The sequence below is a fragment of the Mesobacillus persicus genome (assembly GCF_900109925.1).
Classification (GTDB): Bacteria; Bacillota; Bacilli; order Bacillales; family Cytobacillaceae; genus Mesobacillus_B; species Mesobacillus_B persicus.
The window spans coordinates 1-24,434 of sequence record NZ_FOBW01000017.1 but is presented as its reverse complement, the minus strand read 5'-3'; the positions used below and the strand labels follow the sequence as shown (position 1 = coordinate 24,434).

Here is a 24,434-nt window from a genome sequence, read left to right as displayed (position 1 = left end):
GCTCACCGCACGCCCCGCTGTTCGCTGAGCGCCTGGAGCGGAAATCAACCCTCCTTGCTATTATGACAAACAGCCTTTAAAAATTGTTTGAACAGAAGTCATTTAAAAGGGAAGGAAGATCTAAATGAAAGTGATTCAAGAAGACTTTGGTCAAATCGACCAACAGTCCGTCTATTCGTATACGTTAATCAATGACCATGGTTTAGAAGTGACGGCGATTAATTATGGCTGCATTATCACGAAAATCATCGCTCCGGACCAACACGGAAGTTATGAAAATGTGGTTCTTGGCCATGACACACTAGATGACTATCTAAATGACTCTAGTTTTCTCGGAGCCGTTGTCGGTCGTGTCGGAGGACGAATCAAAGGAGCCTCTTTTGAACTTGATGGCAAAACCTATCATTTAGCTAAAAATAATGGCAACAATCATCTCCACGGTGGAATCAAAGGTTTTGACAAAGTCGTTTGGGCTGCAGAAGTTCTAGATGATGGGGTTCGCTTTTCCTATCTAAGCAAGGACGGGGAAGAAGGGTACCCGGGAAATCTCTCGATTGAGGTAATCTATCGCTTAACCAACGACAATGAACTATCGATCCAATATGGAGCCAAAACCGATCAGAAAACGATAGTAACGCTTACGAACCACTCTTATTTTAACTTAAGCGGCAATTTGAAAAGGGATGTATTAAACCATTCGTTAACACTGAAAAGTGATCAGTTTTTGGAGTTGGATGAGGAGTTTATTCCAACAGGTCATTTGGCAGCGGTAGCAGATACAGCATTTGATTTTACAAAGGGAAGACAGATTGAGGCGGGAGCCGTTTCAGAGCATCCGCAAAATGTTCTTGTCGGAAATGGGTATGATCATCCATTCGTATTAAATGCCCATCATGACAACGAAATCGCTTTGCAGGATGCGGAAAGCGGGCGGACGTTAACGGTTGAAACCGATGAACCTGCAGTTGTCGTGTATTCAGGAAATTCCATAAGCCCTGAAGGAGACTTTAGAGGTGTTCCGTCTAGAAAATACCTAGGCATTTGTTTGGAGACGCAAGCATTCTCTGATGCGATTCACAACCCACACTTTCCGTCGATGATTTTAGATAAAGGTCAACCATACGCTTCGGTGACAAAATATAAATTTGGAGTCATTGAGAAGGGTTGAGTCGATGAGAAACGTTTATAAAAGTGGAGACGCTTTAGTCAAAGAAATGAATGAGACGCGCATTCAGGAAGACAGTATTGCCTTTTGGCATCTAGGACAAGCGGGCATAGTGATTAAAGGAAGCCAGGACGATGGCATGATTTGTATTGATCCTTATTTGACCCGGAGTATCGAAGAAGAGGATCCGGAGACTGAATTTAAACGGGCGTTTCCGCCGGTTGTAGAACCAGGAATGCTCGGAAACGTCGATGCTGTGCTGGTCACGCATGCGCATGGAGATCATCTAGATCTGCCCACGCTTGAGGGAATTGCAAAGGTGGCGAGTCATACGAGGTTTGCCGTTCCTGCCCCAGATGTACCGTTAGTAGAGGATCTGGCAACGGGAGATAAGCTAATTGCAGCACGTGACCAGGAAAGCCTTTTTATTAAAGGTTTTAAAATAACACCAGTTCCGGCGGCTCACACCGAATACGATTTCGATGAAGATGGGAACCACCGTTTATTGGGCTATTTTATTGAAGGAAATGGCATTCGAATCTATCATAGCGGAGACACGGTTGTTACTCCTGAACTGATTGAGCAAGTGAAGGCGTTTAAACCTCATCTAGCGTTTCTGCCAATCAATGGAGGCGACCATTTCCGGACCTCACGCGGGATTATCGGCAATATGAGCTTCCGGGAAGCCGTTGATTTTACCGTAGCGGTTGGAGCGGATTTAATGATTCCGATTCACTATGATTTGTTTCCAAATAATCGGGAAAACCCAGCGTATATGGTGGATTACCTTTTTCACCAGTACCCATTTCAAAAGTTTCATATGATGGTCCCTGGGGAAAGATTTATTTATCATAAATAGTTTGTAAGAGGGAGATGTTAAGATGAATTATCGTGAGCTAGGAAACACGGGAATTAAAATTAGTGAAGTTAGCTTTGGTACATGGGCAATCGGTGGCGCATGGGGCAAGACAAACGACACTGAGGCTTTAAAATCGCTTGAATATGCGATGGACCAAGGAGTTAACTTTTTTGATACGGCGGATGTATACGGTGACGGACATAGTGAAGAGCTTTTGGCCAAGGCGACAAAAGGCAAGGAAGACCAAATCAAAATCGCGACAAAGTTTTGCCGACAAGGCGACATATTTGACCCGGCAAACTATAGCTATGAAAAGGTAAGTGCCTATGCTGAAGATAGCCTTCGCCGCTTGAACCGCGAAGCGATTGACTTGTATCAAATTCATTGCCCGGCAACAGAAATTTTAAGAGATGGTCGAGTGTTTGAAGTCCTTGATCGCTTGCAGCAGGAAGGGAAAATCCGTCACTATGGTGTTAGTGTCGAAACGGTTGAGGAAGGGCTTATTTGTTTGGAGAATCCGAATGTAAAAAGCCTACAAATCATTTTCAATATGTTCCGCCAGAAGCCTTTAGAAACGTTGATTCCTGAGGCTTATAAAAAAGGGGTCGGACTGCTTGTTCGCTTGCCACTTGCTAGCGGATTGCTTACTGGTAAATTCACGAATGATCATGTCTTTGAAGCTGATGACCATCGTCGCTTTAATGAAAACGGAGAGGCTTTTAATGTAGGGGAAACCTTTGCCGGGCTTGGATTCCAAAAGGGTGTTGAATTAGCGGACGAGTTAAAGTGGATTGCCGAAGGACGTAACTCGATGGCTAGTGCCGCACTCCGCTGGATACTAGACCAAAAAGAGATTACTTGCATCATCCCTGGTTTTAAAAATGTGAAGCAAGTCGAGGATAATTTGTTGGCACTGGATACAAAGCCATTCACAACCGAAGAGCAGGAAAAGCTTCAGCGTTTTTACAATGAGAAAGTGAAGGATTTTATTAGAGGACCTTATTAATAAGTTAGCGTAAGAACGAACGAGACTGTCAATTGGCGGTCTCGTCTTTCGTAGGAAAGGAGGAGTACATTTGGTGGAGAAGTTGTTGATGATCGACGAAGTAGTAACGTCACAAAAGCTAGTAGCGATTACCTTTGATGATGGACCGAACCCGGTTTATACACCCCAAGTATTCGGAATTTTTAAGGAAGCTGGGGGTAAGGCCACCTTCTTTATGATTGGTGAGCAAATTGAAAAGAATCCTGAAATTGCAAGGCAGGCATATGAGCTAGGGCACGAAATTGGTAACCACACCTACTCGCACCCTAGGATGTCTGAATTAAGCCAGGGACAGCGTGTGGACGAAATTGAACGGACAGAGAAGCTAATTCATCATGTAACTGGCCAAAAACCTAGTGTTTTCCGTCCTCCGTACCTTGATTATAATTCTAGTACAGCTTTAACTGTGTCGGAAAAGGGTTATCACGCGATAGGAGCGCTAAATCTAGAGGCTCACGATTGGGAGCAACCAGGAGTGGAACATATCCTATCAAAATCCATGAGCTGTGTGAAAAACGGTAGTATTTTAATTTTCCATGACGGCTTTGGAGACCGCTCACAAACCATCCAAGCAGTTCGCTTACTCGTTTCCGAATTAACCTCACAAGGGTTTCAGCTTGTGACTGTGAGTGAACTATTGAAACGAGCGGAGTTAGGGGAATAATAGGGGGCCTTTTGGGGTTTTTGTTGTGTCATTTGTAATTAATAGCTTTTTATAGGATATTCTGAGTTTGTTAACTGTTGATTGGAGCGGAAGGCACTCGACTCCTCGAAAATGAACTGCACATTTTCTCGTGCGTGGGCTTTTTCGAGGAAGTTAATCAATGTCCTGCGGGAGCAGCGGGACAGGTGAGACCCCACAGCGAGGAACGAGCGAGGAGGCTCACCGCACCCGCGGAAAGCGAGTGACTGGAGCGGAAATCAACACACCCGTTTAACATAGCCTTATTTTAATAAAACAGGTTAAAACACCCCCATGATTACCCAGAAAAAACTTAAGCTAATTGTTCCCCAGATGATGAAAAGTGCTATATAATAGGGATGTACGGGCTTTTTATATTAGAATAATATTCAGACTGAGCGAAATGAAACCCTTAACATCTAAGATTGTTTCATGTTTGGAGGAGGGATTATATGAATAGAACAGCAAATCGAGCCTTTATGGCTACCGAATGGATCATGAGATTTGCTTATGTAAATTTATTATGGATTGGTTTTACGTTGCTAGGTGCGGTGCTCCTGGGGTTCTTTCCAGCGACGGTTGCGATGTTTGCAGTGATTCGTAAATGGATCATGGGGGAAACAGATATCCCGGTTTTTCAAACCTTTTGGACGACCTATAAATCCGAAATCATTCGAAGTAATGGCTTAGGGCTCGTCATCGTGATTGTCGGTGGAATAATGGTCCTAAACTTGGTGTTTATGCGAAATTCAGGGGATAGCTTCACAAATATGATTCAAATTCCTTTGTATATGTTTATGTTTGTAGCCGTTTTGACCATGTTTTATCTGTTCCCGATTTATGTTCATTACGAGTTAAAACTTAGACAAATCTTTAAAAACTCTTTCTTGATGATGATTATTAATCCGATTGAAAACCTCGTCATGATTTCTGGTGTGGTTGCTGTATTCTTTGTGGTGAGATTCGTCCCTGGCTTGGGCTTCTTCTTTGGAGCCAGCCTTACAGCAGGAATCATCATGGGAACAGTCTATCTTGTTTTTAATAAAATGGACAAGAAAAAGCAGCAGGCGTAGCTTAAGAGGTATGGATATTTGGGAAAAGCAAAGTGTTATAATAGATTTTTGGGGCGCGAATTCATATAGGATTCGCGCTTTCTTTTTGTCTGTCGAGGTTTACCTTCATAGGCCCGATTAGACAAACTCTAGATTGAGGTCTGAATCAGTTTGTGATTGTGTTCTTTAGGTATGAAGATGAAATCAGGCGTAAAATCATCGGGTAACCATCTTCATCGACTAAAATAGCAGTGAGTTAATGCTATCTATAGATGGGGGAGGGCCCTAACCCCAAAAATTAAAAACCAAAAAAGACAGATAGGAAAGTTTCTCTAGTAATAGTAGAAACCTTCTTCATCTGTCTTTTTTGTGTAATCGATTAACCTTTTACAGAACCAGCTGTCATACCTTCTACGATCTTATCACTTAAGAATAAGAATGCTAGTAGGATTGGAATGATACTGATTACTAGAGTTGCACCAATTGCGCCCCAGTCAGTTAAATATTGACCAACGAAGTTGTTGATCCCAACAGTTAATGTTTTAAACTTATCTGAACTAATGAACGTATTAACAAAAACGAATTCATTCCAGTTGTAAATCATGTTGATGATAGCAGTTGTTGAAAGGACTGGAATCGTCATTGGAAGTGTAACCTGGAAGAAAATTCGGTGGATCGAACATCCGTCCATTACAGCTGCTTCTTCAATTTCACGTGGGAAGGTTTTATAGAAACCTAGTAAAATCATAATCGTTAACGGTAAGTTGAAAGCCGTATACGATAATACGATAGAAGCTGGGTTATCGATTAAGCCTACATTATTAAACATATTAAACAGTGGAATAATTGTTGAGTGTAAAGGAATCATATAAGCGACTAAGAACATTCCTAGGACTAGGCCACTTAGCTTCCAATGCATCCGAGTAAGGGCAAACGTTACGAAACTAGCAAGAATGACTGTAAGGATGACGGATAATCCGGTAATCCAAACACTGTTAAAGAAGTAAAGGCCAATATTTCCTGATGTCCATGCTTTTGTAAAGTTGCCCCATTGTGGGTCTTGCGGTAATGCGAATGGAGACATCCCAAACACTTCTTGATTGGTCTTTAGTGAGAAAAATACTAGCCATACTAATGGATAAATCTGAATGATAGCAAATACCCCTAATATTAGATAAAGAAATCCAAATCCGATTTTGTTCAAGTAGGATTTCTTTGAGGCCTTGGGTGCGGGCAGGTTGGGTGTTGCATGTTGTGTAGTAACCTCACTCATCTTGTTTCATCCTCCTTATTATTGAACATCATCTTTAGATTTCGTTAATTTCATCGTTAACCAAGTCATTACAAGACAAATGACTAATAGTCCAAATCCGATCGCACTACCATAACCGAAGTTATTGAGTTTGAACGCTTCTTTGTACATATATGAGGCCATTACTTCACTTGCTCCGTTTGGTCCTCCACCAGTCATTACATAGATCAAGTCAAAGTACTTTAATGATCCGACGACTGCAAGCATGATTGTCACTTTAAATACTCCGGAAATAAGAGGCAATTTAATTTTTAAGGCAATTTGTAATGGGGAAGCACCATCAATTTTGGCTGCTTCAATAACTTCATCTGGTACATTTTTTAATGCTGCATAGTAAATCAGAATGTAAAAGCCCGCGTACTGCCAAATTACTGGAATGAAGATGGCGTAAAGAGCAATGGCTGGATCCGCTAACCAAATTGGTGTGTTTTCTACCCCAAAGAATGCAAGCAGGGTGTTAGCCATTCCGTTCGTTGGGTCAAAGATTTTCATCCAAAGCTGAGCAATCGCAACAGATGATAATAGCATTGGAATTAAGTAAATTTTTCTTAATAAGTCAGAACCCTTAATTTTACTAGCTAAAACAAGTGAAATCGCTAAGTATAGTAGTAAGCTAAGTGTCGAGAAGATGGCTAATAAAAATGAATGCCATGTACTTGACCAGAAATAATTATCCTTAATTAAAGTAACGTAGTTCTCTAATCCAATAAACGTCATCTGACCAATTCCGTCCCAATCCATGAGACCATAATAACCTGAAAGGACAATTGGGATATAAATAAGTACTAAAATGAGTAGTAAAGCAGGGAGTGTATAAAGGGCGATAACAAATTTATTTGACATTACATTTTTCATGTTGGTTTAGGCCCCTTCCTTTCTATAAAGAAGAGGACATATTATTTAGCAATATGCCCTCATTCTAAGCAATAATTATTTCTCAGCAGCTAGAGCCTCTTCTTGCGTTTTAGCAAATTCTTCAGGTGTTGATTGTCCACCGAATAATGCTTGGATTTGATTTAAGTGAACATCAGCAACGCCAGCAGACATTTGAACATCCGCATAAAGAGTAAGGTTTGTTGCATTTCCTAAATCGTTAAGAATATCAATGTACATTTGATCAAGGTCAGCTGAAGATGTATCAACTACAGTTGCAGGGATTACACCAGCATCAACAACAGAGCGCTTGCCCCATTCATCAACTAGGTAAGAAACAAATGCTTTTGCTTCATCTTTAACTTTTGACTGTTCAGCAACGAATAGACCAACACCAGGACCACCTACATAGCTGTCGATGTCGCCTTTTCCGCCTTCAACAGTAGGGAACTTGAAGTAACCAACTTTGTCCTTGAACTCTTGAGCAACATCTGGGCTAGTTGTGTAGTTTGGTAATTCCCAAGTAGCCATTAGGTACATTGCTGCTTGTTCGTTCATGAAGTAACCTTTTGCTTCATCATTTGAAAGTCCGTTAAATCCTTTTACAAATGCCCCTTTGTCAACAAGGCTTTTCAGTTCTTCAGCCGCTTGAACTAGAGCTGGATCTTCGAAGCTTCCAGTACGGTTGATTGCATTGTTAAGAGCTTCTGGTCCGCCGATACGGTCAGCCATGTACATATACCACATAGAGCCTGTCCAACGGTCTTTGTTTCCTAATGTGATTGGTGTAACATCGTTTTCAACAAGTGTATCAACGACGTTTACGAATTCATCATATGTTGTTGGAGCTTCTAAGTTATGCTTTTCAAAGATTTCTTTATTGTAATAAACTGGAGTAATATTCAATTCAAGAGGTAGAGCGTATGGTTTTCCATCAACTGAAAACGCATCTAGTGTACCAGCAACAAAGCGATCTGGTTGAGCAACGTCATCTAATGGAGCGAACATGTTGCCTTCAACGAAAGGCTTCATATATCCAGCTGCCCAAGAAATCCCAACGTCTGGAAGTTCATTAGAAGCAGAAAGTACTTTGATTTTCTCTTTGTACTGCTCATTACCTAGAATTTCTGTTTGAATGTCTACATCTGGGTTTGCTTCTTCATATGACTTAATGATGTCGTCAACAATTGTGTACTGTGCATTTGAACTACCTTCAGGCCATAAGTGCATCATTTTTACAACTGTTTTATCACTGCTTGATTCTGACCCTTCGGAACTAGAAGAATCTGAACCAGAACATCCTGCTAAAACAAGGCTGCCGGCTAACGCCATTGTCATGACTGCGGAAAACGCTTTCTTTTTCTTCAATTAAAATGCCCCCTTAATATGTTGTTTTCTCTCTGCCTTACAAGATAAAGTGTATCATCATAGTGGTTTTCAAAAAAGGAGACTATGATTGGGTAAAATACTACTATTTTTAGAAAGCCCTTTCATTGTTGTTCTTTCGGTATGCGCTGGGGGTCATTCCTTCATTTTCTTTAAAGAGTTTAATGAAATATTTAGCCGTTTTATAGCCAGCTTCCTCAGCGATTTCACTGATTGGTAGATTGGTTGAAATCATTAATTCCTTTGCACGCTGAATTCTCTTTCTCGTTACATACTCACTAAAGTTCATTTTCACTTGTTCCTTAAACAACACACTAAAATAGCTCGGGTTCAAATGAACATGGGCTGCAACGTCTTTTTGGGTTAATTCCTCTTTTAGATGTTGGTCAATATAGCTCATCGCCTTGCGGATGGTATCTTTGGTCGAATCCATTTTGGTGTTCGCATCAACTATTTTTTCATCTACTACTTTTTCAATCATCCCAGCACGGACTTGCTTCTCTAAGACCTTTACTGCCTCCTCAACCGCTTCAATCAATTTCTTTTTCCCAATCGGCTTTAAAAGATAATTGACAACCCCTAGTCTTAGCGCTTCCTGTGCATACTCGAACTCCGAGTATGCAGAGATCACAATGACAACTGGAGACATGCCTTTTTCTTTAATGATTTTTAATAATTGTAGCCCGGTCATTTCAGGCATGCGAATATCAGAAAGCAAAATATGAATTTTCTTTTCCTCGGCAATTCGAAGGACATCCTCACCGCTTTCGGCAGTGAGGATGGCAAATTCACCATTATTCCAGCTTTCTAACGATCTTTGTAAACCTTGTCTTGTTCTCGGTTCATCATCAACGATTACGATATTTTTAGTAAACATTTACTCTCCTCCATTAATCGGTAATTCAAATGAAATCTTTGTTCCTTGATTAATTTCACTCTCTATTTGAAGGTCTGAATGAACAATATCCTTGTAGTATAATTTTAAGCGCTTATAGACGTTTGAGATGGCCATACCTTTCCCAGTAGCAGAAGAGGTACCGCCGGTTTTCATCGATTGGATAATCCATTCAAGTCGCTCTTTGTCAATCCCGGATCCATCATCTCGAACAGAAACGCGAATTCTTTCATTTCCATCCCCAATAGGAGCAGGTTCAACTGTGACAGATATTAGACAATCTCCGACTTTGTTTCCAGCGCCATGTATAATTGCGTTTTCTACCAATGGTTGAATAACCAATTTTGGAATTCGAACCTGCTCATATTCAGGTGGAACAGAAACTTTCCAGTGAAGTCGGTCACCAAAACGCATCTTCATAATTTCCATATAGTCGCCGATATGCTCGATTTCTTCTTTCAAAAATACCCAGTCATCATCGGTTTCTTTTGTAATTGTATAGCGAAATAAATTAGACATGGCTAAGACAAGTTCAGATAATTCTTCTTCCTCTTTTTCCTCAAGGGACCAATGAAGGGCATCCAAGGTGTTAAAAAGGAAGTGCGGGTTAATTTGAGCCTGAAGGGCCTTCAATTCACTTCGGCTTCGTAAAATCTCTTTTTGATAAACCATCTGAATTAAATGATTCGTTTCTTTTACAAGCTGATTGTACGTACTGTTTAATTCATTGATCTCGTTTACTGAAGAAACACTTGGATTCATGGTCAAAGAACCTTCACCGGCACGCCGCATCGTTTTTGTTAATCGCACGATAGGGCTCGTAATGATGGTTGAAAGGAAAAACGAACTAATGGTAAAAATAATGACGCCAACAATTCCAGATAAAATAATTCCTGTGCGAATTCCTGATATTCCTTCTGTTAGTTCACTAACAGGAGTTAAAATTAACACAGACCAACCTGTAAGCTTTGATGATTGCTTCGTAACCATATAATCGTTCTCATTTATCTCAACAAGAGTTTCATTGCTGTTAATGATTGTATTGATATCGCCTTGATAATTTTCAATAATCGGCTTTTGATCCTGATCCAACAGAATAGAGTATTGATCATTCTCGTATTTTTCATTGGCGAATTTGAAATGATAGCGATTAATACTAATTAAAAGATAACCACCATTCGTATATTGTCTTTCTATTAAGTTTACCCGGCGAATGGCAAGGAAGTAGTTTTTATCATTTGGATCCTCCCCAATCCAAACGAGCCCACCTTTTGCTTGGTTGGCTTCGTCCACCCATTTTTTGTCAATTCGATTTTGTAAAGAATCTTCATCTAGAGGAAGAACACGTTGTTGTTCATTAGAAAAAAGTTGAAAGGAGAATACTCCATCTGAATGGCCCATAATTCTGCTGATTTGTCCCATTAATCTTTGACGGTCACTAAAGGTTACTTCTTTTCCTTCATATACATCTGTTAAGACCTGTTGAACTTGTTCATCAGTTATCACCAGCTTTGAGGACATATTGATTTGCTCGTACAGTGATTCAATACGGCCATTTGCTTCAATCGCCACTTGCTGTATTTGTTTTTCGGCATTGTTTTTTAACAAAGAAGAAACTTGTCTTAAGGTAAGTAGACTGACGATCAAAAGCACAATGATCATGACAATCAAGAAGATAAATAAAATTTGGTTGCGCAAGGTATTCCATTTTTTAAGTTGATTAAGCATCTGGTTGATCGCCTTTCATTTGTTTGGAAGTTAGATTAACTCTCTTCTTATTATAACTCTTTTTATGTTAGCGTTGTCTATTTTACAAAAGTTGAGACAAATTTCCATTAGTCCTTTTAGCACGGTTTTGAAGGTTCATCAAAAGAAGGTAGGTATTATCACACAGGAGAATTTTCCTGTTTTTTGAAAATAAGCAAAATTCTTAGTTTATCCAGTAGATAAACTAAGAATGAGGCTGTTATAATCATTTTACGTCAAGGCAAAAACTGTTAATTAAAATTTTTTAAAACCATATGAAAGCCCTTACTTTTTTGCCACTGACATAGAACGTATCCAAAAGGAGGATAGTTAGAGTTTTTTCAGATTCTATCAAATTACTAAAATACTTGAAAAAGGGAGCTAAAAAATTATGCTAAAAGTATTACGTAAACCACTTATTTCTGGATTAGCTTTAGCGTTGTTATTGCCTACTGGGTTTAGTGCAGCTGCTGCGGATGTCGAGCCTCAAAGCGGATTAGAGGTACCGTCTCTTGCAGAAAGATATAAGAAGTCATTTGATATTGGTGCCGCGGTTGAGCCCTCTATGCTAGAAGGTACAAATGGTGCGATGCTAAATCGTCATTATAACAGCATTGTTGCGGAAAATGTTATGAAACCGATTAGTATACAGCCAGAAGAAGGTAAATTCAATTTTGAGGAAGCAGATAAGATTGTAAAATTTGCAAAAGAAAACGATATGGAGCTTCGTTTCCATACGCTAATTTGGCATAGCCAAGTCCCAGATTGGTTCTTTATGGACAAAGAAGGAAACCCAATGGTGGATGAAACCGATCCAAAACAACGTGAAAAGAACAAGAAACTTTTATTAAAGCGTCTTGAAACTCATGTTAAAACAATTGTTAAGCGTTACAAAAACGATGTTAGTTCATGGGACGTTGTCAATGAAGTAGTAGATGATAGTGGTGAACTTCGTAATTCTCCATGGTATCAAATTACAGGCACTGATTATATTAAAGTAGCATTTGAAACAGCTGACCGTTTTGCTGCAAAAGATGCAAAACTTTTTATCAATGATTACAATACAGAAGTAGAACCAAAGAGATCCACTCTTTACAATCTTGTGAAGGAAATGGTTGAAGCTGGTGTACCGATTGACGGTGTTGGACATCAGGCTCATATCCAAATCGGCTGGCCATCTCTTCAAGAAATCGAGGATTCGATTAATATGTTTGCAGCCCTTGGCCTAGATAACCAAATTACTGAGTTGGATGTTAGTCTTTATGGATGGCCGCCAGAAAATGCATTCCCAACTTATGATAAGATTCCTGCAAGCGAGTTCGAGCGCCAAGCTGTTCGTTACGACGCCTTGTTCAATCTATATGAGCGTTTAGGTGATAAGATCAGTAGTGTTACGTTCTGGGGGATCGCTGACAACCATACTTGGTTAAATGACCGTGCTGAACAATACAGCGGCGTAGGCGTAGATGCACCATTCGTGTTTGATGTAAACTACAACACGAAGCCAGCTTATTGGGCAATTATTGACGAGGAGTAGGAATAAGGATGCGAAAAAAAATCACCTTATTCCTTATTAGTGCCCTAATGATAGCGATGATTCCAATGGTGAAGGGACCATCCGTGGAGGCTAAAACGCCTAGCAACGGAGGTCAGTGGATTGGTGCCTGGTCAGCTAGTCAAGTAGCTGCTTGGGAAACGGTTGACTGGGATGGCGGAACTTCTCGTAAAGGTTTCGACAATCAAACATTACGAATGATTGTTCATCCAAATGAATCTGGTTCTGCTGTACGTATCCGTCTTTCGAATGAATTTGGAATCAAGCCATTGACCTTTGATAAGGTTACAATTGCGGATACCCAAGAGGGTGCGGAAGTTGTTGCAGGTTCTGTAAAATCCTTAACTTTTAATAACAATGAATCTGTCACCATTCCGAAAGGGGAAGTGGTTTACAGTGACCCCATTCCTTTTGAAGTGACTGACGGTACGGATTTAACGATTAGCGTTTATGTTCCTAGTGAAAGTGGTCCAACGACTTGGCATAATACATCTAACCAAACTACTTATATCTCTGCAGAAGGTGATTTTACTAACGAAGAAACTGGTGATGCCTTCACTCAAAGCTTTGATGCGTGGTTCTGGTTATCAGGTGTTGATGTTATGACACACTCTAATAAAAAATCGCGTGTGATTGTAGCACTCGGTGACTCGATCACAGATGGTTATCTATCGACTTTAAATGAAAACTGTCGTTGGACAGATGTCTTCAATGACCGCTTAGACCGAGAAATAAAGAATCAAACTTTTTCTGTGCTAAACCAAGGAATTTCGGGGAATCGGATTTTGACTGATTCACCGATTTTTGGGGAAAAAGCTCTATCAAGATTAGAAAGAGATGTGTTCTCGCAAACGGGTGTTACCGATATTATCCTTTTAGAAGGAATCAATGATATTGGGCATGAACCAAATGTCTATGACGCAAATGAAATCATCGCTGGGATGAAGGAAATTGCCGAAGAGGCCCATGAACGCGGCATTCGCATTTATGCGGGAACATTGACTCCATTCAATGGATACGATGACGGAAACTATTTCAGTCCAGAAGGGGAACAAACTCGCCAGGAAGTCAATCAATGGATTCGGAACAATGATGTGTTTGACGGCATTATTGATTTCGACTCCGTGCTGAGAGACCCTAGCAACCCAGAAAAACTTTTACCGGCCTACGATAGCGGAGATCACCTGCATCCAAATGATCTAGGGTTACAAGTGATGGCAGAGTCAATTGATCTTTCGATTTTTAAAACGCCACTCAGTAGAAAGTAGAGGGCGGGCAAAGGGACTCCCTATTTAATGAAAAGAGAACAGTTCTTCCAAGAGATTTGATTGGAGGAACTGTTCTTTTTGTTATTTAGTAATAGAGACTCTGTTCATTTGGTCTGCTCCAGGCAATACGCGAACAGTTGGAGGGTGTTGGGGGCATCCGCGAGCCGGTGAAGATGATAAGGAGGAGGAATTAGTCGAGAAATCAACTTCATAAGGCTGATGAAAATGAAAAAGAGAAGGAATCAAGCAAGAAACCATTTTCATAGGACGTGCTTGCGGGGTGCTTAATATAAAAAAACAGGAGCTCATGGTTAATTAAAACGAGCTCCTGTTTTATTTAATAGATGACGACTGGTTGGTAGACTGAAAGATTGTTATAGACTGTGCTCATCACACCAGGTGGAACATTGACGCAGCCTCCGGATCCACCAGTCAGATAGGCAGTGCTGCTCCAGTTGCCTCGCCAGCTGGCGTCATGGAATCCTTGGCCTCCGTTTGTAAAGGGTGCCCAATAACTAACATCAACCGAATAGTCTGGGTTCCCGACCGCACTACCAGTTAGTGTGTAAGGGGTTCGTTTATAGAGGATATACCAAACTCCTGGATTGGTATCTTCTCCTGTGCTACGTTTACCGGTCACGACATGGGTTGTAAAAATTTCTTTGCCATCTTTGTAAAGCCACATACGCTGCTCTGCAATTGACACTTCCGCATAAGTGTCGCCAATTCCGTCGTTTGTGAGTGTGTCGTAGCCATAGCCCTCATTGCTCCAGCCATTTCCGTATATGTTCGAAGCGGAAGTTGAGCTCTCGCCTTTTTCAAAGGCTGCTTGAACCTGAGCGGTCTCTTTCTCGACATTGAGTGCCCATCCATAGCCTTTTCCTTTGACCGAAATGACCGAACCTGAGTGGGTCTTAAAGGTAAAATCTTTTCCCAAAGTGGACTGAGAATCGTTGATTTCAGTTAGTTTCGCTTGTAAATCTTTTGGGTCAACCTTAACTTTTAGTTCACCGGATACTGTGGCGTTTTTAATGACATCGCTTCCCTTTAAGGAGTGTACTTGATCTTGTACTTTATAGTCAACTGTATGGTCAAGGAGTTCTTGTAGCTTCTTCTCTTGATTTTTAACCATCTCACTGTCTTCCTTAATTGGAAGGAGGTGGATAGGTTCCAAACGAACTTCACTCGTATAGTCATGATTGTCGTATGACTCTAGTAAGCTATCAATATCATATTGCTGGCCATCGTTGCTTTCTGTGACGATAATCTTTCCATCTTGTAGAATTGCCTGTGAATCGATAGGAGCTTCTAACGTTTCATTCATGGAAACGAGCTCTTGTTCTAGCGCTTTTTTAAGAACCTTGCTTCGATAAAGGTCCTGTTCGCTTGGCAACAATGAAAAATCTTCGGCTTTGAATGAAGGGAAAAATGTATACTGGCTTTTTAATAGTTTTTCAACTTCAGGCAAATCTGCTTCTGATAGTCCCATTAGCCGATCTTGACCATCTAAAATTTGTTGGTCACCAATATAGATTTCGTTTTTCAAATTAGAAGCTTGTAGCTTCGCTAGAGCTTCATCAGCAGTCAATCCACCAACATCTATAGTATTAATCGTTATATTGGCATTAAAATGATTTGCCTGATAATAGCTCATCCCTAGAATGATTAGCGTAATAAGAATCAGGACTATAGAAATGATAATCTTCCAGTTTTTATACCATTTACTTGTTTTTTTACGTGAATGAACGACTTCATCCACTGTTTGTTCTACCGCTTGACCCACACAAATCCCCCCACACAACCTTCAGTAAAGATTTTGCTCTTTGCTCTTTTTATCTAAGATTACAATTACTTTACTATATGATTAAACTACTACTACAATTCTACTAGATAGTATAGCGTAAATTTTGTCGATTATTGTAAGTTTTCAAAGTTTTATTGTATTTATTTTTCCTATCGAACAAGTGGAAACCTATTCAAAAAAACGATGGGGACGGTTCTTCTGCTTCCATTTTCAACCCGGCTGATGGAAGAGAAGTAACTACACTGGTTTTATGTGTACTTTTATAGAGACTTATTCGGGAATTTAAGGTTTATTCATTTAATGGGTTCGCAAAACTTAGTGGTGGTTTTTACATAAAGGCTGTTAAAGGTCATTGGAGCGGAAATCAACATCCAGGTATATAACACAGCAAACACAAAAAGGAGAGGCATAATGTTCAATCAAAAGAGAATAAGAGATTATGGGGTCAAAATCGGCCGTTTGGAGACAGGGAAAAACAATGCGATTACTGATGTAGAAGGAGTCACCGTTGGTCATGTGACGTTAAGCGATCAGAACAGGCAAACAGGAGTTACAGCCATCTTGCCGCATCAAGGCAATCTTTTTAAAGAGAGATTGATTGCTTCAAGTCATGTGATCAACGGGTTCGGGAAAACGATGGGGACGATACAAATGGCCGAGTTAGGTACCTTAGAAACGCCGATTTTATTAACGAATACGTTAAATGTTGGGACCGCTGCTGATGCATTAATTGATTACATGTTAGAGCGCAACCCTGAGATTGGCCGTACGACCGGTACGGTTAATCCAATCATTGGGGAATGCAATGATATGTTTTTAAATGATGTTAGAGCCAAGCATGTAAAGTCTGAAGATATTTTTCAAGCATTAGAAAATGCCTCAATGGAATTCAAAGAGGGAAGTGTCGGTGCCGGGACAGGGATGCTTTGCTATTCGTTAAAAGGGGGGATTGGTTCTGCCTCCCGATTAGTGGAATTATCACATGGGACGTACACAATCGGTGTGTTGGTATTGTCGAACTTTGGAATCTTAAGTGATCTTCGCGTCAACGGGAAGATGGTCGGTCAAGAATTAAAAGAAGCCATCCTCGATTCCTATAAAGAAGAGGATAAAGGATCAGTTATGATCATCGTTGCGACTGATTTGCCAGTATCGGAAAGACAGCTAAACCGAATCATTAAACGGTCTGTCACCGGATTGTCCCGAACGGGCTCTATGATAACTAACGGTAGTGGCGAGATCGTTATCGGGTTTTCAACAGCAACAAAAATTCCCCATGAGAAACCGAACCAATGTCTTACCTTGCCGATGATTCATGAAGAAGACATCGATTTGGCTTTTCGCGCGGTAGGAGAAGCAACAGAGGAAGCTGTCTTGAATTCATTAGTCACAGCAGAGGCGGTCGTTGGACGAGATGGCAATACAAGGCCAGCTTTTAAAGATTTAATCGAGAAGTTCAACATATCCTTATTATAAAGCTAAGAAGTAGAAGGATGATACTCGTGATGAGGAGAATATAACCTATAAAAGATGAATCGTAACGAGGTGGAGTAAATGGCAAATACGTTTAAAGTAACCAACCCTGCCACAGGGGAGTTCATTTCAGAGGTGAGAGTAAATACGGAAGAAGAGATCCTCCAAGCGTTGAAAACAGGCCATGAAGGCTTTAAAAAATGGTCCAAGGTAAATGCCCATGAACGTTCGAATTTATTGAGGAAATGGTCAGATAAAATTCAAGAGCATAAAGCGGAAATAGCTGAAGTGATGACGCTTGAAAACGGGAAACCATTGAAGGAATCCTTGGGTGAAGTCGACTATGCCACAAGCTATATTGATTGGTACGCAGAGGAAGCGAAGCGCATTTATGGCCGCACAATCCCATCCCATACCGAATCAAAGCGAATCATTATTACGAAGCACCCTGTCGGATTAGTTGCTGCCATCACGCCATGGAATTTCCCGGCAGCAATGATGACAAGAAAGGCGGCACCAGCTTTAGCGGCAGGGTGTACCTTTATTGTGAAGCCTGCGGAGGACACCCCGTTAACAACGATAAGATTAATTCAGCTTGCGCATGAGGTTGGGTTTCCGACTGACGCGGTTCAATTTGTCATTGGCGATGGAAAAGAAGTCGGTGAATTATTCACAAGTAGTGAGTATGTACGGAAAATTACCTTTACTGGCTCTACACCGGTAGGGAAATCTCTTATTAAAAATAGTGCTAATACAGTCAAGCATGTCACGATGGAATTAGGCGGTCATGCCCCTCTGATTATCGCCGAGGATGCGGACCTAGATTTTGCTGTTGCCCAAACAATCGCATCTAAATATCGCAACGCAGGGCAGACATGCGTATGTGCTAATCGAATCCTTGTCCATGAAAATGTAATCGAAGAGTTCGCCGCTAAATTAACGGCCGAAGTAAAAAAATTGAAAGTTGGAAACGGTTTAGACAAAGATACGGACGTAGGGCCAATCATCAATCAAAAAGGCTACTCCAAAATCGTTGCGCAGATCCGTGATGCGGTTGATCATGGAGCAGAAGTGCTTGTTGGGAATGAGTTTAACATCAATGAAGATAAAGGCTATTTCTTTGTCTATCCAACGGTATTGAAAAACGTTAACCTAAATATGAAGATTACCCAAGAGGAAACCTTTGGACCTGTCGCACCCCTCATCAGTTTTAAAGAACTTGAGGAAGCAGTAGAGATTGCCAATGGGACTCCGTACGGGCTTGCTGCTTATTTCTTCACTAACAACTATAAAACCGGAACCTACTTACACGAAAATTTAGACTTTGGGATTGTTGGCTGGAATGACGGCGCTCCATCTGCTGCGCATGTACCATTTGGGGGTATGAAGGAAAGTGGTCTAGGTCGCGAAGGTGGCGTTGAAGGAATTGAGCCATATTTGGAGACTAAGTATCTCTCAATCGGAGATTTATAGGGAATTCGTTTCTCAGACTAGTTGGACGAAAGTAATCTTCTATAGAAGAAACGTAAACCAGGAATGTTTGGTTAATGATAAAAATCCCCACAATGTGTGGGGATTTTTTAAAATCTATAGGCACCTTCGCAAGTATTAGCAATTGGTTCATAATAACAATGTTGTTTATATTGCCCTGTGAATGGTTGATTGTACCATGTAGGGGGACATGGAGCATACGGATTAAAATACCAAAGGGCATGTTTAGAAGGATGTTCGCGCCAATAGTCTAAAGTCTGTTTGGCTAACCTTTTTTCAGCAGCTCTTGCTCGGTTATAAAAAACATTTCCTTTTTGGACAGCTTCAAAAGAATAATTTCCTCCTTGGATTTGATAAATCACATGGGAAATGGTTTTTAACTCTCTAAAGTCTAAGCAATCCGCCTTAAGTCGATTAACAATGACATTTCCTACCATTAACATTCCTTGCTTTCCTTCCCCTTCGGCTTCTGCCCTCATCATCCTTGCCACTAAATCAACGTCGCTGTCGGTATATTTTACTCGTGCCATTTTTCATCACCTCTAAAAGAATTGTATGAAAAAAGCCTACAAACATGTAGGCTTTGTAAATTTTTATCTTATCGAAATAGCTGAACCAAGCCATTTTCGTAGAGGTTAAGCGGATGTAGCTAAGATCTGAGCATCCTATTCGTAAATATATCCAATAACATCCAATGCCTGATCAACTGTCTCTACGGTGACATTCGCCTTGTTGGAAAGTTCTTTTAATGGGTGAATTAATGATTCTGGCCTAATGATGATGGTTGGTTTATTCATGGCAATTGCCGTGCTGGCATCCATGGCCGTATTCCACTGCTTGTACTTTTCACCAAAGAGAGCAATGACAATATCGGATTTTTGCATTAACACCTGTGTTCGGAAATTGTTAATATCAGAGGCGACATCGTCTTTATATAACTTGCCTGGCTGCTCTCCAAGAATAGCCTCGCCGATAGAATCAGAACGATCATGATTGGTTTGTGGCGAGACAAACGTTAATGGGAGATTCTTTTCCTCCGCTCTCTTCGCGACTTCATCTCTCCAATTATCATGAATTTGCCCAGCTAAATACACCGTTAACTTCATTATTATTCCTCCAATGCAAATAGTTTCTATTTTTATACTATCGAATTTTAAAAGATTTTCAAAGCTTTGAAGATTATTTCTGTGAAGAAGGTTTCTCTCTACGGAAGGAATACCAACCCATTTAAAGGAGAATGAAAATTTTTACAATTCGAAACCTTCTTACGGGTTAATACGTAGGAAGTAGCGGGGGAGGGAGAATGTGAAAAAGAATATTAGTTGGTCACTGGTAACAGCAATGGTAATCGGTTTATTGGTTTGGGGTGTGAGTATTTTCTTTTCTTTCTCATATGGTGAGTGGAGTTTTTTCATTGGCTTAGCGTTATCTGTTATCCTTTTCTTCTTTAATAGTAGTGGAGGGGTATTATCAAAGGTAACCACCTATGAGGCAAGCGAGTCTGTTTGGAAAATCCAAAAGGATACCGAACTGAAATCAAATGTAGGTGCCGTTTTTTATGGATCCGTTTTGTATACGATAATTAGTTTCATCGTTATGTTATTTTTATACTTTTAATCTTGGTGTGTTAGGGCCTAAGAGTTTTAATTAATCTAAGCTTTTTAAAAAATCTCTGGGCCTTTGTAACCTAAACCCTATTCCCATCTGTTTGTCATTCTGATGCCTCATCTGTTAAGTATTTCCCTTTAAAACCGCATTCGCTTTAAATTTACTCGTCAAATAAATCTTATCCTTGTAACCGTTTTACATGTTATAATTTAAATATTCTAAATTCTACTAAATGAACTTATCTTCAAGTGGAAAGCGGCGACAAAGTTTAAGTTGTGCAAATAATGAATGAATAGCCATTCATTTTACGTTGCGTAATGTAAAAGGAGGGAATCTATGCTTTTAAAGAAGGACTTCACTCAGAAAACGATCAATGGGGTAAATATGGGCAATGGAACGGTATCGTTCCGAGGTGTAAAACTAAATGTTCATAGCTTTTTTATTGATGGAGTATTAATTGATGCAGGTGCAAAGTCTCTGGAAAAGTTATTCCAGCCATTTTTCAAGCAACTAGCGATTGAAAAGGTCGTGATGACCCACTTTCATGAAGATCATACGGGATGTGCTGCGTTTTTACAGGAAAAGCTCCAACTGCCACTTTTCATGAGTGAGATCAAGCTCGATTACTGCACGATGAAGGCTGATTATCCGCTTTATCGACAATTCTTCTGGGGGAAGCGGAAACCATTTCACGCCGAGCCAATTGGGGAAACTATTCATTCTTCAAATGCAGAATGGAAGGTCATCAAGACTCCTGGACATGCGATTGATCATCTTGCTTTCTTAAATAAGGAAACAGGTCAGCTTTTTACCGGTGACCTCTATTGCCAGGAAAAGACAAAGGTCGTTCTGAAGGAGGAAAATGTTCCTGTGATTATCAACTCCTTAAAAGAAGTCTTAACCTATGATTTTGAAGATGTTTTTTGTAGTCATGCAGGTTACTTGAGCGATGGTCGAAACTCTTTAAAGAGAAAATTGGATTATTTATTGGATCTCGAAGGAAATATTTTAAAATTGTACGACGAAGGAAAGTCAACAGAAGAGATTACCGCTACATTGTTTCCTAAAAAATATCCAATTACCGTATTTTCTTCAGGTGAATGGCACTCAGGTCATATTATACAGTCGATTATCCAACAGCATGATAAAAAGCTTATTTCATAGAATGATAGGGTCACATAAGGGAGTCGAATTTCTATGAAGATGCGGGCCGACCATTATAAGTGGTTAATGAAAGTCCAGTAGTGCTATCCGGAAAAATCCTATTGCTGCTTTTATTTTAAGGGGGTGATTCACGGAGGAGTGTAAAACTAGAACTCAATAAGGCGAATCATCTTTTATAGAAATATATATTAATCATTTGAGGAGGAATACATATGGAGCATATTATCGTGAACACAGAAAATGGGGTACGCACCTTAACACTCAACAGACCTGAGCGTTTAAATGCGGTCAATGATCAACTGAGTACAGAGATTATTCAAGCGATTAGGGATGCATCGGCTGATGATGAAGTCCGTGTGATTGTGATAACAGGAAGTGGGCGAGGTTTCTGTGCAGGTCTCGACCTGTCTGACTATGCGAAGAGAGATCGATCCACTGATTCCCGTCATAAGCAATTAGATGACTTGGGCTGGGTAGGTCATCAAGCGTTAGGAATTGTTCATTGTGACAAACCAGTCATCGCTGCCATCAATGGGATCGCTGCCGGCGCAGGACTGGCATTGGCCTTAGCTTGCGACATGCGGTTCATGGCTGAGGGTGCAAGGGTAACAGCCGGGTATATTCGTCGTGGCCTTAGTCCTGATGCGGGAATGACCTATTTCTTACCGCGGTTAGTCGGAAGTGCAAAAGCGGCAGAGTTAATTTATACAGGTCGGGACATCCATCCTGAAGAGGCTGAACGAATCGGGTTGGTAAATGGAATTTTCCCGGATGATGAATTTCAGGCAAGAGTGATGAATTTCGCTAGAGAATTAGCGGAAGGACCACCTGTGGCCATGACCCTTTCAAAAAGATTACTAGCTGCAAGCCCTGATGTGGATCTTACAACGATTCTAAAACAAGAGTATAGTTCAATCAAAGTATGTTTTGGAACAAAAGACGTCCAAGAAGGAGTAAAAGCCTTTGCCGAGAAGAGGAAACCGGTGTTTCGAGGAGAGTAGTCTAGATAGGGTGAGTTAGTAGATTAGAATATTTGATAAGCATGCAAAAAAAGACGTTGGGAGTGTAAACAACGTCTTTTTGTTATTTTAATTAAAAGGAGAGAAAGGTTGGTAGTAGTTTATTAGGAGAGATATGAAAGTAGAGCAGGCCAGGGATAAATAATTCTTGAATCTAGCAACTAAAAGTGTGACAGAAATTTCTACATAAAATTACAATTATATTACATTATCTACTATTATATTGTTTTTTAGTCATCTGGAAAGATAAACTAGGTTTATATTAAAAATGAATGCTAGGAAACAAGAGGAGATTCTGTAATGATAAATAAAGTAATAAAAACAACGATATCAGCAGCTGTTCTATTCACGATAATTCAAGCAACGCCTACATACGCAAGCCCAGATGAATCTGTAGTGATCGAATCACAAATTGCTACCACACAATCACAAATCGATGACCTTCAAACAAAGATCCAAAAACTAGATAACCAAATCATCCTAGCGATGGAGAAAAGTCAACAACTAAACGATCAAATAGAAACGCAACAAGGAAAAATTGAAACAACAGAGAGCGAAATTGAAAAGTCACAAAAGGACTTAGATGCCCATGCTGCAGTATTCTCTGAGCGATTAAAAAGCCTACAGTTGGACGGGCAACAGTCTGTTATCACCTACGCAGAATTTTTGCTCTCATCTGATAGCTTTTCAGAGTTTTTCACTCGCTTCACTGCCATTTCACAAATTATGAGTAGTGATGCAGATCTTATGGATGGTCTAAAAGAAAAACAACAAGAATTAAAGGATGCTGAGGAAGAGCTACTTAAAGCACTTGAGCAATTAAAAAAGAACGAAGCTGAATTAGCTTCTGAACAAAAAGGGATTGAAGAAGCGAAAAAGACTATTGAAAGTGAACTAAAAGCCCTCCAAGATATGCTACAAAGCCAGGAGGCAGCTTTAGATCAAGTAGAGGCTCAAGAGGCTCTACAAGCACAACAAGAAGCTCTACAGGTTCAAGAAGTGCAACAAGTTGAACCAGCAGTTCAACAACAGTCTCAATCATCGGCTTCAGTAAACACTGTTTCACAACCAGCACCACCTGCAGATACAACCAGTTCAACCAACGGAAATGCAGCGAATAATGTCATCGCGTATGCTAAACAGTTTTTAGGAGTTCCATATGTATGGGGTGGTTCAACACCAAATGGATTTGATTGCTCAGGTTTCGTTCAATATGTGTATCGTAATTCAGTTGGCATGAGTCTACCAAGGGTATCAAGAGACCAGCAGAATGTAGGGACAAGAATCTCACCGAGTCAAGTGCAGCCAGGAGATTTAGTCTTTAATGGTTCTCCTGCTTATCATGTTGGTATTTATATCGGAAACGGTCAATATATCCATGCACCACAAACAGGGGATGTCGTGAAAATTGCGCGCTATACACCAGCTAAATTTTCTAGTGCCGCTCGAATCTTACGTTAAACAACAAAAAAACTTTTGTCATGCAATTTAATATAATAGAAGCGGTTTGTGCCGGTTTACCTCTTTCTACTAATCTAGCGTGGTTCTTATGGAATCACGCTTTTGTTTGTCTATTTGGAACATTAATAACCAGATCAATAGGATTGTAAAAAATTTCTATTGATTCATTGACAGAATGAATGGTAAGCTAACTTAGCTGCTTCGGTGGCAGGTAACATTTAAATGATGTCTTAAATACTTTATTAAAAAAGTTATTGACGAAATCGATTGGTTGTTATATATTAATAGTCCGCCGTTGAAATACGGCAACAAATGAGTAGAATAAATAACTGTTGACTGAGACAAAATATTATGTTAAGATAATATTTGTCGCTTCGATAAGTGATGTGACTACTAAAATTGTTCTTTGAAAACTAAACAAACAAGCGTCAACAAACAATATTTATCATGTATCTTCTATTATATAGAGAACATGAGCCAACGTTTTATTTTATGAGCTAATCACTCTTTATTGGAGAGTTTGATCCTGGCTCAGGACGAACGCTGGCGGCGTGCCTAATACATGCAAGTCGAGCG

General features: G+C 40.1%; 21 protein-coding genes and 1 rRNA gene. 14 read left to right on the top strand and 8 right to left on the bottom strand.

Annotated features, from left to right (window positions below; translation table 11 throughout):
- Positions 1–124: 124 nt before the first annotated feature.
- From BMX30_RS19185 to BMX30_RS19165, 5 genes are all read left to right on the top strand, one after another.
- Positions 125–1,168, top strand: coding sequence for an aldose epimerase family protein (locus BMX30_RS19185; protein ID WP_090749349.1), 1,044 nt, complete (start codon positions 125–127; stop codon positions 1,166–1,168).
- 4 nt (positions 1,169–1,172) lie between these two features.
- A complete protein-coding gene (locus tag BMX30_RS19180; RefSeq protein WP_090749346.1) occupies positions 1,173–2,024 on the top strand; it encodes an MBL fold metallo-hydrolase in 852 nt (283 codons plus the stop codon).
- A 22-nt stretch (positions 2,025–2,046) separates the two neighbouring features.
- Positions 2,047–3,030 carry an aldo/keto reductase gene (locus tag BMX30_RS19175; protein ID WP_090749344.1) on the top strand — a complete coding sequence of 328 codons (984 nt, stop codon included), beginning with the start codon at positions 2,047–2,049 and terminating at the stop codon, positions 3,028–3,030.
- 88 nt (positions 3,031–3,118) lie between these two features.
- A complete protein-coding gene (locus tag BMX30_RS19170; RefSeq protein ID WP_170843947.1) occupies positions 3,119–3,733 on the top strand; it encodes a polysaccharide deacetylase family protein in 615 nt (204 codons plus the stop codon).
- A gap of 470 nt (positions 3,734–4,203) precedes the next feature.
- On the top strand, positions 4,204–4,824 hold the full coding sequence (locus tag BMX30_RS19165; RefSeq protein ID WP_090749343.1) for a YesL family protein: 621 nt from the start codon (positions 4,204–4,206) through the stop codon (positions 4,822–4,824).
- Positions 4,825–5,182: 358 nt separating this feature from the next.
- Here BMX30_RS19165 and BMX30_RS19160 read toward each other — a convergent pair whose 3' ends face one another.
- The 5 genes from BMX30_RS19160 to BMX30_RS19140 form a co-directional block, all read right to left on the bottom strand.
- Positions 5,183–6,076, bottom strand: coding sequence for a carbohydrate ABC transporter permease (locus BMX30_RS19160; protein WP_090749341.1), 894 nt, complete (start codon positions 6,074–6,076; stop codon positions 5,183–5,185).
- 18 nt (positions 6,077–6,094) lie between these two features.
- The gene (locus BMX30_RS19155; RefSeq protein WP_090749339.1) at positions 6,095–6,970 is read right to left on the bottom strand and encodes a carbohydrate ABC transporter permease; all 876 of its coding nucleotides are present in this window, start codon (positions 6,968–6,970) and stop codon (positions 6,095–6,097) included.
- 75 nt (positions 6,971–7,045) lie between these two features.
- Complete coding sequence (locus BMX30_RS19150) at positions 7,046–8,356, bottom strand: extracellular solute-binding protein (RefSeq protein ID WP_425283782.1); 1,311 nt, start codon at positions 8,354–8,356, stop codon at positions 7,046–7,048.
- 109 nt (positions 8,357–8,465) lie between these two features.
- Positions 8,466–9,251 (bottom strand): response regulator transcription factor, encoded by a 786-nt coding sequence (locus BMX30_RS19145; protein ID WP_090749338.1) that lies wholly within the window; start codon positions 9,249–9,251, stop codon positions 8,466–8,468.
- On the bottom strand, positions 9,252–10,997 hold the full coding sequence (locus BMX30_RS19140) for a sensor histidine kinase (protein WP_090749336.1): 1,746 nt from the start codon (positions 10,995–10,997) through the stop codon (positions 9,252–9,254). It abuts the gene before it with no gap.
- 409 nt (positions 10,998–11,406) lie between these two features.
- On the opposite strand from BMX30_RS19140, the gene BMX30_RS19135 reads away from it, so the two are divergent.
- Positions 11,407–12,552 carry an endo-1,4-beta-xylanase gene (locus BMX30_RS19135; protein ID WP_090749334.1) on the top strand — a complete coding sequence of 382 codons (1,146 nt, stop codon included), beginning with the start codon at positions 11,407–11,409 and terminating at the stop codon, positions 12,550–12,552.
- Between the two features lie 8 nt (positions 12,553–12,560).
- Positions 12,561–13,838 (top strand): SGNH/GDSL hydrolase family protein, encoded by a 1,278-nt coding sequence (locus tag BMX30_RS19130; RefSeq protein WP_244532665.1) that lies wholly within the window; start codon positions 12,561–12,563, stop codon positions 13,836–13,838.
- A 337-nt stretch (positions 13,839–14,175) separates the two neighbouring features.
- Here BMX30_RS19130 and BMX30_RS19125 read toward each other — a convergent pair whose 3' ends face one another.
- Positions 14,176–15,627 (bottom strand): L,D-transpeptidase family protein, encoded by a 1,452-nt coding sequence (locus tag BMX30_RS19125; RefSeq protein ID WP_425283784.1) that lies wholly within the window; start codon positions 15,625–15,627, stop codon positions 14,176–14,178.
- A gap of 426 nt (positions 15,628–16,053) precedes the next feature.
- On the opposite strand from BMX30_RS19125, the gene BMX30_RS19120 reads away from it, so the two are divergent.
- Both BMX30_RS19120 and BMX30_RS19115 read left to right on the top strand, forming a co-directional pair.
- The gene (locus BMX30_RS19120; protein WP_090749330.1) at positions 16,054–17,118 is read left to right on the top strand and encodes a DmpA family aminopeptidase; all 1,065 of its coding nucleotides are present in this window, start codon (positions 16,054–16,056) and stop codon (positions 17,116–17,118) included.
- Positions 17,119–17,196: 78 nt separating this feature from the next.
- On the top strand, positions 17,197–18,588 hold the full coding sequence (locus BMX30_RS19115; RefSeq protein WP_090749328.1) for an NAD-dependent succinate-semialdehyde dehydrogenase: 1,392 nt from the start codon (positions 17,197–17,199) through the stop codon (positions 18,586–18,588).
- A 107-nt stretch (positions 18,589–18,695) separates the two neighbouring features.
- On the opposite strand, the gene BMX30_RS19110 is transcribed toward BMX30_RS19115, so the two are convergent.
- Both BMX30_RS19110 and BMX30_RS19105 read right to left on the bottom strand, forming a co-directional pair.
- Positions 18,696–19,136, bottom strand: a complete 441-nt coding sequence (locus BMX30_RS19110) for a cell wall hydrolase (RefSeq protein WP_090749326.1) — start codon at positions 19,134–19,136, stop codon at positions 18,696–18,698.
- A 135-nt stretch (positions 19,137–19,271) separates the two neighbouring features.
- The gene (locus tag BMX30_RS19105) at positions 19,272–19,712 is read right to left on the bottom strand and encodes a YtoQ family protein (RefSeq protein WP_090749325.1); all 441 of its coding nucleotides are present in this window, start codon (positions 19,710–19,712) and stop codon (positions 19,272–19,274) included.
- A 199-nt stretch (positions 19,713–19,911) separates the two neighbouring features.
- Here BMX30_RS19105 and BMX30_RS19100 point away from each other — a divergent pair, with 199 nt between their 5' ends.
- The 5 genes from BMX30_RS19100 to BMX30_RS19080 form a co-directional block, all read left to right on the top strand.
- Positions 19,912–20,223 (top strand): hypothetical protein, encoded by a 312-nt coding sequence (locus BMX30_RS19100; RefSeq protein ID WP_244532664.1) that lies wholly within the window; start codon positions 19,912–19,914, stop codon positions 20,221–20,223.
- Positions 20,224–20,550: 327 nt separating this feature from the next.
- A complete protein-coding gene (locus BMX30_RS19095) occupies positions 20,551–21,378 on the top strand; it encodes an MBL fold metallo-hydrolase (protein WP_090749323.1) in 828 nt (275 codons plus the stop codon).
- 212 nt (positions 21,379–21,590) lie between these two features.
- Positions 21,591–22,379, top strand: a complete 789-nt coding sequence (locus tag BMX30_RS19090) for an enoyl-CoA hydratase/isomerase family protein (RefSeq protein ID WP_244532663.1) — start codon at positions 21,591–21,593, stop codon at positions 22,377–22,379.
- Positions 22,380–22,697: 318 nt separating this feature from the next.
- Positions 22,698–23,858, top strand: coding sequence for a C40 family peptidase (locus BMX30_RS19085; protein WP_090749319.1), 1,161 nt, complete (start codon positions 22,698–22,700; stop codon positions 23,856–23,858).
- A 508-nt stretch (positions 23,859–24,366) separates the two neighbouring features.
- A 16S ribosomal RNA gene (locus BMX30_RS19080) occupies positions 24,367–24,434 on the top strand; the annotation flags it as partial.

What these genes read in the sequence shown, in the direction of transcription:
- BMX30_RS19110 (WP_090749326.1), bottom strand. Translation starts at nt 19,136, where the DNA reads ATGGCACGAGTAAAATATACCGACAGCGACGTTGATTTAGTGGCAAGG.
- BMX30_RS19115 (WP_090749328.1), top strand. Translation starts at nt 17,197, where the DNA reads ATGGCAAATACGTTTAAAGTAACCAACCCTGCCACAGGGGAGTTCATT.
- BMX30_RS19180 (WP_090749346.1), top strand. Translation starts at nt 1,173, where the DNA reads ATGAGAAACGTTTATAAAAGTGGAGACGCTTTAGTCAAAGAAATGAAT.
- BMX30_RS19160 (WP_090749341.1), bottom strand. Translation starts at nt 6,076, where the DNA reads ATGAGTGAGGTTACTACACAACATGCAACACCCAACCTGCCCGCACCC.
- BMX30_RS19175 (WP_090749344.1), top strand. Translation starts at nt 2,047, where the DNA reads ATGAATTATCGTGAGCTAGGAAACACGGGAATTAAAATTAGTGAAGTT.
- BMX30_RS19185 (WP_090749349.1), top strand. Translation starts at nt 125, where the DNA reads ATGAAAGTGATTCAAGAAGACTTTGGTCAAATCGACCAACAGTCCGTC.
- BMX30_RS19085 (WP_090749319.1), top strand. Translation starts at nt 22,698, where the DNA reads ATGATAAATAAAGTAATAAAAACAACGATATCAGCAGCTGTTCTATTC.
- BMX30_RS19165 (WP_090749343.1), top strand. Translation starts at nt 4,204, where the DNA reads ATGAATAGAACAGCAAATCGAGCCTTTATGGCTACCGAATGGATCATG.
- BMX30_RS19120 (WP_090749330.1), top strand. Translation starts at nt 16,054, where the DNA reads ATGTTCAATCAAAAGAGAATAAGAGATTATGGGGTCAAAATCGGCCGT.
- BMX30_RS19140 (WP_090749336.1), bottom strand. Translation starts at nt 10,997, where the DNA reads ATGCTTAATCAACTTAAAAAATGGAATACCTTGCGCAACCAAATTTTA.
- BMX30_RS19145 (WP_090749338.1), bottom strand. Translation starts at nt 9,251, where the DNA reads ATGTTTACTAAAAATATCGTAATCGTTGATGATGAACCGAGAACAAGA.
- BMX30_RS19155 (WP_090749339.1), bottom strand. Translation starts at nt 6,970, where the DNA reads ATGAAAAATGTAATGTCAAATAAATTTGTTATCGCCCTTTATACACTC.
- BMX30_RS19090 (WP_244532663.1), top strand. Translation starts at nt 21,591, where the DNA reads ATGGAGCATATTATCGTGAACACAGAAAATGGGGTACGCACCTTAACA.
- BMX30_RS19095 (WP_090749323.1), top strand. Translation starts at nt 20,551, where the DNA reads ATGCTTTTAAAGAAGGACTTCACTCAGAAAACGATCAATGGGGTAAAT.
- BMX30_RS19170 (WP_170843947.1), top strand. Translation starts at nt 3,119, where the DNA reads ATGATCGACGAAGTAGTAACGTCACAAAAGCTAGTAGCGATTACCTTT.
- BMX30_RS19135 (WP_090749334.1), top strand. Translation starts at nt 11,407, where the DNA reads ATGCTAAAAGTATTACGTAAACCACTTATTTCTGGATTAGCTTTAGCG.
- BMX30_RS19130 (WP_244532665.1), top strand. Translation starts at nt 12,561, where the DNA reads ATGCGAAAAAAAATCACCTTATTCCTTATTAGTGCCCTAATGATAGCG.
- BMX30_RS19105 (WP_090749325.1), bottom strand. Translation starts at nt 19,712, where the DNA reads ATGAAGTTAACGGTGTATTTAGCTGGGCAAATTCATGATAATTGGAGA.